Consider the following 13,627-nt stretch of genomic DNA (forward strand, 5'->3'; position numbering starts at 1 on the left):
TCCCTGGAACCGCGAAGCTGGGCGCAGCATCCATGAGATCGCGTACGACATCGGATCGAGCCCAGATGTCCTGCCGAAGGTCTACGGGCGCGAGCCTGACACCGCCAAGCAGCGGCGGCGGCGCATGGTCATGGACGGCGACGCCGATCTGATCTAGTCCAAGTGGGAGAGGTACTCCGGTCAATAGCTTGATGCAGCGCAGGAAGGTGGCCAGGTTGTGTGGCAGCGCGTGCAGCTGCAGCCGGACCGCGTTGTCGCGGAGCCGCCCGCACGACAGACGCGTCCAGCGGAAGGGGTGCTTGCCTGCCTTGATGTGCTGCTCGGCGGTGCCGCGCTAGTTGTAGAAGCGCACCACCCATGAGCTTTGCATCGCGGTGGTCGAGTTTATTTGGTGGCGACAGTTCAGCGGAGCCGAAGACCGGGAAGAACTTCTAGACCGCGACGTTTAGAGCCAACGCGATTTCCCACAATCTTGAGCCAGAAATACGGGCTTTGAAATACGGAGTCGGCTAGCCACCGCATTCTGCCAACGTCAGGGCTCGAAAACTGCGAAGCCTAGACTGCGCTATTTGAACTACCAGCCCAAAACTGCCGTCTGACCGACCAGTAGGTTGCCGCGGCGCAGCAGGGCAAGCAGACCCAAATCTTCTGCCCCGCATCGCGTTCTTAGCGGATCAATCCTTTCACCGCTACTTTTAGCTGCTAGAATACGCTGATAGAATCCTAGCTGCGTCTTGAGCAAATGCCGACTTTTGTTCCCAATGGAATATTCGTGCCTGATCGTCTCGTCCAGGAATTAGAAGACGATCGCGTTGTGATATTTTGCGGAGCGGGAATCTCTATGGGTGCGGGCCTGCCAAGCTACACCGGCCTGGTCGAGCACTGCTACAACGAACTTGGGGTGCCGCTCCCCAAAAAGCGAAGCATTGAATGGCAGTGGCCGGATCGCATGCTCGGAGCGCTTGAAAGCAGGTTTCCCGTTGAAATGCGCCGTGTGGTTGCCGAACGGCTTGATCGCGATCCAACAGACCTTGAGATGCACCGCGCGATTTTAGATCTCGCTGGCCTACGGGGTGGCAATGGAATGCGTTTGGTCACTACTAACTACGACACCTTTTTTGAGCATGCCCAGAGCGGGCTGTTACTGGGTCGAGACTATCATTCCGGTCCAGTGCTGCCAATTCCACGCAATGATCGGATAGTCAGTTGGAAGAGCATAGCCTACTTGCATGGCCGACTAGCGCCGGTAAATGAAGCCAACGATCACCTCGTCCTTACCAGCGCTGATTTTGGGCGTGCCTATCTCACGGACGCTTGGGCCGCACGCTTTATCGCGCGCCTATTCTCTGAATTCACAGTGCTCTTCGTCGGATACAGCCTGAACGATCCCGTGCTACGGTATATGACAGACGCGTTTGCGGCTGAGGAAGTCTCCTCGCGGGTACGTGCGCCGCGAGGCCCCGCCTACATTTTCGTCCCCTATCGTGGTCGGGAAGCACAAGACCCCCAACCGTGGAGAGAGCGAAATATCGAGCCAATCTTCTACAACCAAATGCGGAATCACGTGCACTTGAAACGCACGCTGATTGGATGGGCCAAGGCCCGCCATGATTACCTTTCGCGAACCCGAGTGATGATCAGTCGGACTGCGCCTCATCCGCCTGAGAGCCAGCACCCAAGCGATGTTGCGAACCTTGTTTGGGCCATCGCTGGTCGACCGGACGACGAAGGCTACGGTGCTCGCATATTTGCATCGCTCGATCCGCCCCCGCCAATTGAATGGCTCAGTGTGCTGTCTCGGCACGAGGAGCGGCTTTTAAAAAAATACCGCGAGGCCGTTGATGTCGCTCGCCGGGAAGGTGCCGAAAATCCGACTGTGCCCACTTTGCATTTGGACGAGCTATTCCCAATGGCGAACGGAGATTTCGCCCAGATCGGACAGACAGCGCGCGGTTTGGTTCCTTGGATTACAGCCCAACTCAATTCGTTCCAGTTGGCGGAATGGGTAATAGAAAGACTTCGGGACGGACGGCGTGCAAACTGGATTCTGAGGCAGGCTATACGCAGCCGCTTGGCCGGGGAAAGCGCCCTTGGTGCTGGTTTCGTCCAATTTTGGCGGATCGTATCGGCGGAAGGCGAATGGGCGCACATGCGTCCCAACAGCTTTCTGCACTATGGGCTTGAAGCGATGCTTCAAGATGAACCGGACACTCCGTGGGCGACCCAAGAACTGGCCACTGTGTTCCGTCCGGTCCTGACCCTAAAGCGTTCCTTCTACCGCCGTTTGTACGACGATAACGAGGCCGACGGAGAGCAACTTGCGCACATTGCAGATGCTGAGGTCAAGCTGCGTGGAGAAAATTACATAGACTCCTTCACTAGTGTTCTTGCCAAACAACCTCACGCCGATGACTTTCTGGCAGCACGAATTGATGTGCTCACAGAACTGCTTCGGGAGGCATTGACCCTTTATGCAATAGCGGGCGAAGCGAGCTCAGAATATGATCCTACAATCATTCAGCGCCCGTCGATCGAACCGCACTCTCAGAACCGCAATTACGAGCGCTGGACCGTTTTGTTTGACTTGATTTGGCAGGGGTGGCGTCACATTGATTTGGCAGACGGCACGCACAGTCGAGAATGCGTCGCACGCTGGCGCCGTATCCCATACCTCGGATTTAGACGGCTCTCGATTGCGGCGGTCAATGCGAGCGGGCACTTCACGCCAGAAGAAAAATTAGAGGTGCTACTCAATGCCTAAGACCGCCGCCCTTTGGCACTCTGGATCCCGGAAGGAGGCGATGGATCTGCTTCAATCTACTTGGCCGTTGCTTGACGAAGCTGGTCAGGAACATCTCACTAGGACAATTCTGGCAGGCCCACCGGACAAACTACTTGAAAATGTGGATGAAGATGAACGGACACGCTCGCGCGATCGACGGGTATTCGATCGAATAACAGCAATTGAACGTCTCTCGAACCCTCCGTTGACGCAAGGACTGGCCAATGAGCTTGCCCGTATTCGTAGGGAGTATCCGGAGTGGGAAGCGCCGCCAGGCGAGCAAGCCCACTTCGTGAGCTGGTCGGAGACGAGCTTCGGACCCGACACCAAATACGGGGCTGACGATCTCGCCTCGCTTCCCGAAGACGAACTCATCACGGTATTGGAAACCGATGACGACCGACGAGAAGGCCTGCTCGACGCTTGGCGCCAGTTCGCGGCGGCGGACAGTGAACGCGCCATCAAAACCCTAGAACGGATCGCAGCGGTCAAGGAGCCAGTTCGTGTGGACATCTGGCGCTATGCGCTGTGGGGTCTTCGGGACACGGCCGCAAGTGGTTCCCTGGACCGTCTTCTCAGATTGCTCCTTAAAGCACCGGAGACACTGTTCAACCAACCCGATTTCTCGCAAGCAGTTGCTGAAATCCTGGAAGCTACTGGTGGCGCGATCGGGACTGACAATCTTGCGCAAAGCTACTGGAGACTCTTTGACAAGGCCCTTCTGGCCGCATCAGTGGATCCATCCAATACAGCAGAGGAGGATTGTGACGATTGGGTCCACTTCGCAATCAACTGCTCGATGGGCCACTTAGCAAAGGGCTTTTTCGCCGCACTATTTTCGCGCGAATTGAAAGTCGGAGATGGCATCCCGCATGACCTAGTAGAACGACTTGATCACCTCATGGAGCCTACTTTAATCGCACATCGACCAGCACGCGTTATCGCGGCATCTCGTCTGTCTTACCTGTACGCCGTCGACCCCGGCTGGGTGAAGCGCGTGTTGCTTTCAGGGTTCGACTGGTCAGATGAGACAGAATCCTTCGCTCTATGGCAGGGGTATGGTTGGAACGCTCGAATTGATCCGCAACTCTGGGCAGCAATAAAGCCGAGCTTCCTTGACCTGTTCACACCTGAACGGCTTGAAAGGTTTGGTAGTTTCCGGCGCAACATGGCTCAACTCCTAATGTTGGTAGGCATCGAATTCGGAATTCAGGAGCTACCCAGGGATCGAGTACGCGACGCAATCCGGTCAATGTCCGCAGGAATGCGCAGTGACGCTGTAGCTTGGATAGCCGATTATCTGAAACAATCAGGAGAACCTGTCGAGGGGGAGGATCGCATAGGCGCCGGCCCGCGTAGCGACGCTCTGTGGCGCGATCGGGTGGGACCGTGGCTCAAGCGAGTTTGGCCGGCCGATCCAGAGATTTGTAGCGGGGACCTATCGGAACAATTTGCCGTTGCGGCAACTGCCACAGACGCTGAATTTTCCGAGGCAGTAAAACAGATTAGCCCATATCTTGTCCGGTCAAATGCGTTCCTTCTCCTCCATGAATTAGCTGCATCGGATCATCCCGACCAGCACCCCAAGTCTACAATGGTTCTAATAGACAGATTGATGGCCCCAGAGTTTCATTGGGGGGGCGAACCATTCAGAGAAATACTGGAACGCGTCGTCGCAAGCGAACCGGCGCTTGAGGAAGATGTCGTGTACAGGCGCTGGGACGAGCGGCTGCGACTTCAAGGGCAGTAGTGACGGAATAATCCTGTGCCGGTCGAAAAAATGTGGTGACGTTTTTCCGATTCATGTCCGCTATCGGGGCCTCAACCAAAACCTTGGCTTCTGCAGCGAATGCCTGCTTCCCGCCCTTCCGAGGGTGACAACCAGGTAGACAAGGTCGGCCCTAAACCGACCTTGCGCGCTCGACTTGGATGCCGCGCTTGCAGCCCGCTTTCCGGGCATTCGCTGCATCAGCATCACCCTGAATCGCAGAAATTCACGCTCAGTCGACAAAACCATCGATGCAGTGGTTTCCGCTAGGGTGGGCTGATCTTTAGAGACGTGTGGGTATCGCGAAAACTTACAACGTTCAAATTTCTCATTGAGAAAGCTGAAAGCGTCAACACTACCTAAAGGCGTAATCGCCCCTTTCGGTAACAAGGTGTTGATGCTATGTTCTCCTTTGCCACAACAAGTTGAGCCAGAGATTGAATCAGTGCCTAGTTCTAGAACCTTCACAAAGCTGATCTCCCATTTCTTCGGGAGATCAAAAGAACAAGTAGATGTAACGTCACGTTATGTCGACCTTGCACCCACAAGCAACGCTGATCCGAAGGGCATTTATTCGACCGCGCTGGCTTTCGCTACGACCAACGACAATGTCTATAATATCGCCCTCACCGGTCCATACGGATCCGGAAAGAGCAGTATCATCAACACATTTTTGAAGCGGTACAAAGGCAATTACCTTCGAATCTCCTTGGCTTCTTTCCTGCCAGATTCCGAGGGTAAGCAACTAGCAATTGATCCGCAAGAGATCGAGCGCAGCATCCTTCAACAGATGCTCTACGGACAAGATGCCGACAAGCTTCCATTGTCGCGTTTCAAGAGAATTCAGAGACCGAGCAAGTACGTGCCCTTAATGTCGTTGCTCGTCCTTCTAGGGTGTTTTTCGGCTTGGCATCTGTTCCAAAGCCGAAGCGACATTGTATCTGGGGAGTTTTTCACGCCATTCGAGCTAGGTAATTGGCTAAACTATGCGACCTTTGGGATTGGCTTTGCATTCCTGTGGCGCTTGTTGCACCAACTCTACGTCAAGAGCCTTGGTATATCGGTAAAGAGCATCTCACTAAGAGATGTCGAGATGTCAACCGATGCGCTGGATAAGGAATCCATCCTCAATAGGCACTTGGACGAGATCATTTATTTTTTCCAGTCTACCAGCTATGAACTCGTCATCATCGAGGACCTGGACCGATTTGATCGGCCGGAAATCTTTGTCACACTTCGCGAAATCAACGGCTTGATCAACGCCAACAACGGCGTGAACCAGAGAGTGCGGTTTCTGTACGCCCTGCGCGACGACATGTTCGCAAACAAGGACCGCACCAAGTTCTTCGAGTTCATCGTTCCGGTGATACCGATCATCAACTCTTCGAACTCAATCGATAAAGTTCTCGAAGAAGGCCAACGTTTGCAGTTGGAAAAGAGGTTGAATCCGCGGTTCTTGCGTGAGGTTTCTCGGTATCTTGACGATCTCAGGTTGATCAAAAATATCTTCAACGAGTACGCCACTTACATCGACAACCTTGAGCAAGATGAACAGGGCGATCTTGATCCGAGCAAGCTCCTAGCAATCCTCATCTATAAGAACATTATGCCCGATGATTTTGAGCTGCTTCATCAACAGAAGGGCAAGATCGCCACAATCCTTCAGCGCTATGACGAGTGCGTTGCCGTTGTTGAAGCAGACAAACAGGCCGCCATCCAGAAAATCAATGAAGGTGCCGCTGAGGCGGAGGCACAGCACCCGCGCAACCTCAAGGAACTGCGGCGGATTTATGCGATGGCAATTGCGGACCGACTGAACGACCAGTGTTCAGGCGTTCGGATAAGAAACGTCTCTGTCCATGTGAGCCAACTAACTGACCACAAGCTATTTGAGGAAATCCTATCCTCCGAAAATATTCAACAATATGGACCACAAGCTGGGGTCCGCTCCTTGAATCTGTCCGGCGTCCAGTCAGATGTTGACACGAAACTGAGCTATGCAGAGCGAAAAGAACTCATCGAGCGACGTTCATCAGAGAGCAAGGCCGAAGCAGCCAAGAAAGTACAAGACCTAAGAGATCAAATTGTTTCGCTGCGGCGCTTGAGATTCAGCGACGTATTGCAAGCCAATGCGGCAACGCTGGACGGCGATCTCGCGGAGCTAGGCGAGAACAGAAACTTGATGGAGTACCTGCTCTTCGAAGGGTTCCTCGACGATACCTACTATCAGTACATTTCTCTTTTTCATTCTGGGCGACTTTCCCCGGCCGACAATAACTTCCTCAAGAAAATTCGAGGCTTTAAGAACCCTGATCCCGATTTTCAGATCGACAACCCTGCAGAGGTGATCGTTGAGATGCGGGACGAGGACTTTCAAAGAAGCTATGTGCTTAACCGTCACCTGATGGATCACATGCTGGAAAACCCCGCGAAGCATAAGGCGCGTATTGATCATGCCATGAAGTACATCGCAGACAATTTTGCGAATGCTCAGGACTTTTTGGAGAGCTACTACACGAGCGGCAAGCGCGTTCATGAGTTTGTGGAGACCCTGTCTGGTGGGTGGGCTGGTTTCGCGGAAGCTGCTGTGGAAACGAGAAATGCCCCCAACCACGTGGCTGTTATCATGAAGTCCCTCCCTGTAAGTTCGTTCACCGCGAAAAGCGGTCAAAACAGCGCCTTGCGAGACTATTTGAGTGACCATCTAGTCGACGTTCTGAATACAGGCATCGACTTTGAGCTGGGAAGATTGAAAACCCTTGGCATTGTAGTTCTGAGCCTCGCCGAGATTGCTGAACATGCAAGTGCCTCGAAATATGTGGTCGAGAACTCTCTGTACCGCGTCACATATGACAATATCCATCGAGTCATGCAGGCGAATGTGCAGGTACAAGCTCTGAAGGCCCTCCAAACGCAGAATTTCTCAACAATCCTCTCATACGCGCCGGAGTATCTGCGTCAGCATATCCGAGGCAACTTTCAAACCTACCTAGACGACGTGCTGTTGCCGCTTGAAGACAACACAGAAGAAAACCTTGACGCGATTCGAGCCGCCCTTAATTACAGCGACGTTACGGACGAAAGCTTGACCGCCTTCATTACCAAGCAAGATGCAGTGTTCGAAAATCTAGATGACGTGCCCGAAAGGTTCTTTTCATCCCTATTTGAGCACAACTTGGTAAAACCAAAGTGGAGCAACGTAATCCACTATATGGGCGTCGAAGAGTTCAATGGCGAGGTGCTAACTGCGTTCTTACGGGATAATGACAACAGCAAACCGCTCCTTGCTGAGAAATACTTGCACAACGATGAGACTATAGCCGTTAGCCGCTTCATCCTAAAGAACGAAGACCTTTCTGATGCTGAATTGAAAGAGTACCTCGCGATACTACCTACCAGTTTCAAAGACTTCCCAGATGATGCAAACTTGGGACGCCGTCAGATATTGGCAGCGTCGGGCGTGATCGCGCTCAACACCAACAGCTTTAGCACGGCCGCAGAAGATGATAAGATTATAGCGGCCCTGCTCGTTAGGCGGATCACCGACTATCTCAAAGACAAGGTTAACTTCGCAGTCGAAGAGCGCATCCTAAAGCTTCTTCTTAGCGCGAACCTGACCGATGCTCAAAAGCTTTCAATTATACTTGATCTCAGCAGCTCTAGCGTCGCCGCGGACGCTGAATTGGCAGCCTTGGCAGGTCCGATACTGGATCGATCCGATGTTGTTCTCACTGATTTCGACTTTAGCTACCTTAGTGCAATTGTCCGTAACACCAGACCCATTGATCGGCAGATTTCTCTTTTGAACAGATGCCATGAGAAAATGAGTGAAGATCAGGTAAGACAGGTCTTGTCCGAACTACCAAGTCCGTACTCAACAATTGCAGAATATTGGGTGTATCCGAGGATAAAGAACACTGAGCAAAATAGAATCCTTGCTGATTGGCTGCAAAACCGAGGGATCATATCCTCGTGGAGCATTACATTTTTAGGTGAGATTCGCGTCAACACCTTCAGACGCCCGCGCGAAGGTGCTTAACGTCCGGTCTTCAGCCGCTTGCTCTCATAGCTCGCACAAGCAGCAAACGTCCGTTTCCCGCCCTCCTTGTCGGTGACCCAATGCATGCTGCACCCTGCATGGCGGTCCGCTGTGGGCCGAACACGTTGCTGAACCTGCAAACGGATGTAAGCGTTGTCCTGCCCCCACCTTCCTTTTGAGCGACTGGTCTACGTGTCCCTGCGTGATGTAGTTTGGCAGGGATATTCTCCATGGAGCGCTCAACGGAGTTTCTCACGGATATTGACGTAGTCGTTGGCCCTCGGGGTCACCGGCGTTGGCCGGATGCGTTGAAGGCGCGGATCGTGGCGGAGACGCTGGTCGAGGGAGCGACGGTTCGGGGCGTGGCAGCGCGGTATGATCTGCGGCCCAATCATCTGTCGGAATGGCGGCGGCGGGCGCGGGAGGGGAAGCTGGTTTTGCCGGCGCTGCCAGAGCCGGAGCCTACGTTCGCGCCGATGGTTATCGAAGGGTTAACCGACCGTACGGTGGGGGGCGGGGACGCAACGCTTGAGATCATCTGCGGCGAGGTGGTGATCCGGCTGGATGGGGCGACCCCGGCGGAGCGGATTGCCGGGATTGTCCATGCCCTGAGCGAGGCACCATGATCTTCCCGTCGAGCCGGGTGCGGATCGTCGTGGCGACGAAGCCGGTGGACTTCCGCAAGGGCCATGACGGGCTGGCGGCGCTGGTGATGAATGAGCTGCGCAAGGAGCCCTTCACCGGGACGGTGTTCGTGTTCCGCGCCAAGCGGGTGGATCGGCTGAAGATGCTCTATTGGGACGGCACGGGTCTGGTGACGACCTATAAACGTCTGGAGGAGACGACCTTCACCTGGCCCGCGATCCGCGATGGCCTGATGGCGCTGAACCATGCCCAGTTCGAGGCGCTTTTTGCCGGTCTCGACTGGCGGAAAGTGAAGGCGCTGGCGGCGCGTCCGCCGACTGCGGCAGAGTGACTCGGAGGGGCGTTTTGGCGCGTGTTCCCCGCGTGATCTTGATAGATCAGCCGCATGAACGCGGCGGCAAATCTTCCTGATGACATCGAGGCTCTGAAGGCCATCATTCTGGCCCAGCAGGAGCAGAATGCGCGGCTGGAAGCGCTGGTCGCGGCCTTCCGGCAGGCCATGTTCGGACGCAAATCCGAGAAGATCGACCCAGATCAGTTCGAGCTGGCGCTGGAGGATATCGAAACCGCGATTGCCCGGGTCGAGGCCGAAGGCGAAGCCAACCCGCTGGTCACGCCGACGCAGACATCGACGCTCCGCAAGGCCAACCGGGGGGCGCTGCCCAAACAGCTGCCGCGCATTGAGGAGGTGATCGAACCCGAGAGCACGCTTTGCGACTGCGGTTGCGAGCGGCACGTGATCGGCGAGGATACCAGCGAACGGCTGGATATCGTGCCTGCGCAGTTCCGGGTGATCGTCACCCGCCGTCCGAAGTATGCCTGCCGGTCCTGCGAGGGTGGTATTGTCCAGGCTCCGGCCCCGGCGCACTTGATCCCGGGCGGCATGCCGACCGAGGCCACGGTGGCGCATGTGATTGTGAGCAAGTACGCCGACCACCTTCCCCTGTATCGACAGGCGCAGATTTACGCTCGGCAAGGCATCGATCTGGACCGCTCGACGCTGGCCGCCTGGGTGGGTCGGGCGGCGTTCGAGCTCAAACCCGTCTACGATGCGTTGCTGGCCAACCTGAAGCGGTCGGGCAAACTGTTCATGGACGAGACCAGGGCCCCGGTACTCGACCCGGGGCGGCGTAAGACCAGGACGGGATACTTCTGGGCGCTGGCCCGCGACGACCGCCCCTGGGGTGGGGACGACCCGCCCGGCGTGGCCTTCACCTATGCGCCGGGACGCTCCGGTCAATATGCCGAGGACATCCTGAAAGGCTTCTCCGGCACCCTGCAGGTCGACGGCTACGCGGGCTATGACCGGCTGCTCCGGCGGCCCGCGCAAGATGTCCGGCTGGCCTACTGCTGGGCGCATGCCCGGCGCAAACTCCACGAGGTCGCCCGGACCGGCACCACGCCGATTGCCGACGAGGGCCTGAAACAGATCGCCCCCCTCTACCGGATCGAGAAGGATATCCGCGGCCAGAGCCCCGAAGCCCGCCGCTCCGCCAGACAAGCACGTTCAAGGCAGCTCATCGATGACTTCGAGACCTGCTGGCTCACAACCCACCGCGCCCGCGTCTCGGCCAAATCCCCGCTCGGCGAGGCCCTCAGATACATCGCCAAGTACTGGGACGGGTTGACCCTGTTCCTCGACGATGGCCACATCGAAATCGACTCCAACGCTGTCGAACGCACCATCCGCCCCATAGCCCTCAACCGGAAGAACGCCCTCTTCGCAGGTCACGATGCCGGGGCGCAGAATTGGGCGATCCTGGCCTCGCTGGTCGAAACCTGCAAACTCAACGCCATCGACCCCTATGCCTGGCTGTCCCGCACCCTCACCGCCATCGCGGGCGGCCACAAACAAGCCCGCATCGACGACCTCATGCCCTGGAATTACGCCCAGACCGTGTGATCGGCGCACCGCTTACAAACGGATTCGCCTCGCTGTGGGATGCATGAATGTCACTGATGGGCTCGAAGCCGTCATCGGGTATCTTGCGTCAGGTTGCGAACACTAGGTGATGCGACAACGCTGGGATTCATCCCCCCACGGACCGAGGCTCGACACCTACGCCCACGGCGAGGATCCTGTGAACGCTCATTTCAGTATCGACCAGGTCGCGGAGTGAAGTGGCTGCTGACCGCCGCCAAGCACGTCGCGAGGCTTGACCCGGCATGTTCGATTGGATCGCAAGGGAGACCGGCATGTCGACTCGCACCGTGATGAGCCCCTTCATCCGGACTGTGACGAGCTCCGATTTGATCGCCCTCTTTTGTGGATCATTGTAAACCTTCCTTGGCACATTGGTGCCGACGACCAGGAGCGGTCACATCATCAGAGCCACAAATTGACCACAAGTTCCGAATTCTGTTTTATCCCGTGATGCAGTTATTGGCGGCAAAGATCAGAGCTGTTCGACTTTGAATAAGCCGCGTCCGAACGACGATTGGCTCGTAGGGTTCCTTGAGATTAATTGCAAAGATCAGCTCGTCTGCTTCTGTGAGAAAAGGAAGCGTGCTGTCTTGACCTAGAGGCACAGTGACCCGCGTGAGCGGTCCGTTTAGGTCCGTAACATAGAATGGCGCAGATGTTAGCCAGACCGGTCTTGCCCCAATAAATGCTTCGATGATTGCTTCTTTTATAGTTTGGGTGGGGCCATGAATGTCCATAGATGGGAACAATTCACCAGGTTTTGTTTCGTCACAGAAAAGACTGACTTCGAGTTCTCTGAAGTGATCATAAACCGGACGTAGAAATGCTCGATAGCCGTCGTCGAGAAAATCTACCCGCCAGGCGCTTTGAGCCTGCGGGTACTCCCCCGCCAATATCTTTGTAATACATGGCTCACTTTTTTCAAACCCGCTCTCACGTTCAAATGGATAGCGGAGAATACCGTAGCAGTCCAAGTCGATTTGTGAGAACCAAAGGATGTCTTCGGGAGGAACGTATGTGACGAATGCAGCGACGGATCCGTGAGATACCCCATGTTCAACAGCGTGAGTGGCGAGCATTTCATTGCATTCTTGATCCTGAACACCATTGCTTGCGCACGAGTGCTGTCCAACGCGCCCTCCGGGTTCAACCGTTCGATAGTCGCCAGAAATCAATAAAAGCGATGCGCAGGCAGAGGCGCATGTTGCGAAATCAGGAACCACTGTGTGTATAGGAGTCTCTGATCGATCGAACATCTCAGATATGGCCAGACCGCCCAAAACCGAGCCGCCTGGGCTGTCAAGAAGAATAACCTTTGCTCCGTGAGGCAGAGCGTCAATGCGACCTAGAGCTTCCTCGAGTCGGTCTGCATCTTGCATTTGGATCGGTCCAATCGCCCTAACAACTTGGTGACCTCGCCACATATCAACGGTCACCTCCATGGAGGATGATGCAGTCGGGGAAAACAAAGCGAGGCTGACAAGTCCTACTTCAACCAAACGAAGAGTTGGCAAGAAGTAAAGTATCCATCTACGGGCCAGTATCGGAATGGGCGCCATCTATACTTCTTTCTCAGTAGGTGCGCACAACAACTTGCTTAGAGCGGTCATCGGGTTTGTATCTGATGTCATCAGGATCTGTCGCGCGTTTGGCATATTTACTTGGCAACGATTTGAGAGCAAGAAGAGTTACTCACTACCATGTCGAAAGGTCGAAACTGATCGGAGCGTTCGGCTGGGCCAAGGATTGGAAACTGTCATAGTTGTGATTTTTTCAGCTTGAGGCTTTCATCCCAGCCTGAAACGCCAGGGTAGCCCTCGTTCTTCGGCAATGCGATTGGCTTCATCGACCGGCCCTTCCATTTCGGGAGCGTAGTAGGAACTGCCGGGGTGTTCACCCTCAACAACCGAAATCTGCAACGCGTCGAGGATTTCGGGGTCGTAGTTCCAGAACAGCTCGAATGCGAACTGTCGTCCGTCCATCGGGCGCACAATGTCGTTGCTATCACGCTCTTCGAAGTCCGGCTCGCATTCAAACCAACGTTGGAGTTGTCGGCTCAGCTCCGTGCGTTTTTGGTCGGGCAGGGCGTCGATGAGTTCAGCGATCATACCCGTTTCGTAATCCTCAAGCTCGTCGTCCCCGTCGGGCTCCACGGCACGCCAATATATTTCACTTCGCAATTCCTCAATGCGGTCGAGCAGATCGTAGAACCCCTCGCCGAACTGCAGCTCGTCGGGCGATACATCATAGGCGGTGTAGCGATCGGTATTGGGTTCGTAGTCAGAGAGCACGATCTCACCGGAATCTGGCATCACGTCGAAGATCATCAGTTCAGCCGGATGCGCACCATCAGTCTTGGTTGTGGCATTGATCTGGGCCTCTGTACCCAAATCTCCTGCGCCCGAAGATTGGCTCTGCGTCGCTTGGTTTTCGGTGGTTTGTGGGACTGTTTTCTTGGACATTTGGCGG

General features: G+C 55.2%; 8 protein-coding genes and 1 pseudogene. 6 read left to right on the forward strand and 3 right to left on the reverse strand.

Annotation, left to right across the window (positions count from 1 at the left end; translation table 11 throughout):
• Positions 1–121 precede the first annotated feature (121 nt).
• A pseudogene (locus tag FVF75_RS02675) lies at positions 122–370 on the reverse strand (transposase); the annotation flags it as partial.
• Between the two features lie 402 nt (positions 371–772).
• Here FVF75_RS02675 and FVF75_RS02680 point away from each other — a divergent pair.
• The 6 genes from FVF75_RS02680 to tnpC all read left to right on the forward strand — a co-directional run bounded on the left by FVF75_RS02680 (position 773) and on the right by tnpC (position 11,137).
• Positions 773–2,761: an SIR2 family protein gene (locus tag FVF75_RS02680; protein ID WP_187392949.1), complete on the forward strand. Its 1,989-nt coding sequence runs from the start codon at positions 773–775 to the stop codon at positions 2,759–2,761.
• Positions 2,762–2,801: 40 nt separating this feature from the next.
• Positions 2,802–4,532, forward strand: a complete 1,731-nt coding sequence (locus FVF75_RS02685) for a hypothetical protein (RefSeq protein WP_148376196.1) — start codon at positions 2,802–2,804, stop codon at positions 4,530–4,532.
• A 349-nt stretch (positions 4,533–4,881) separates the two neighbouring features.
• Complete coding sequence (locus FVF75_RS02690) at positions 4,882–8,589, forward strand: YobI family P-loop NTPase (protein ID WP_148376197.1); 3,708 nt, start codon at positions 4,882–4,884, stop codon at positions 8,587–8,589.
• A 323-nt stretch (positions 8,590–8,912) separates the two neighbouring features.
• A complete protein-coding gene (locus tag FVF75_RS02695; protein ID WP_246137975.1) occupies positions 8,913–9,215 on the forward strand; it encodes a transposase in 303 nt (100 codons plus the stop codon).
• Complete coding sequence (gene tnpB / locus FVF75_RS02700) at positions 9,212–9,565, forward strand: IS66 family insertion sequence element accessory protein TnpB (RefSeq protein ID WP_148376199.1); 354 nt, start codon at positions 9,212–9,214, stop codon at positions 9,563–9,565. Before FVF75_RS02695 ends, tnpB begins: the two co-directional genes overlap by 4 nt.
• Positions 9,566–9,619: 54 nt before the next feature.
• Positions 9,620–11,137 carry an IS66 family transposase gene (gene tnpC, locus FVF75_RS02705; protein WP_148376200.1) on the forward strand — a complete coding sequence of 506 codons (1,518 nt, stop codon included), beginning with the start codon at positions 9,620–9,622 and terminating at the stop codon, positions 11,135–11,137.
• A gap of 461 nt (positions 11,138–11,598) precedes the next feature.
• On the opposite strand, the gene FVF75_RS02710 is transcribed toward tnpC, so the two are convergent.
• Positions 11,599–12,600, reverse strand: coding sequence for an ATP-dependent Clp protease proteolytic subunit (locus FVF75_RS02710; protein WP_187392950.1), 1,002 nt, complete (start codon positions 12,598–12,600; stop codon positions 11,599–11,601).
• 345 nt (positions 12,601–12,945) lie between these two features.
• Positions 12,946–13,620 carry a hypothetical protein gene (locus FVF75_RS02715; protein ID WP_148376201.1) on the reverse strand — a complete coding sequence of 225 codons (675 nt, stop codon included), beginning with the start codon at positions 13,618–13,620 and terminating at the stop codon, positions 12,946–12,948.
• Between the last annotated feature and the right edge of the window lie 7 nt (positions 13,621–13,627).

This window comes from Maritimibacter fusiformis (genome assembly GCF_008086115.1).
Lineage (GTDB): Bacteria > Pseudomonadota > Alphaproteobacteria > Rhodobacterales > Rhodobacteraceae > Muriiphilus > Muriiphilus fusiformis.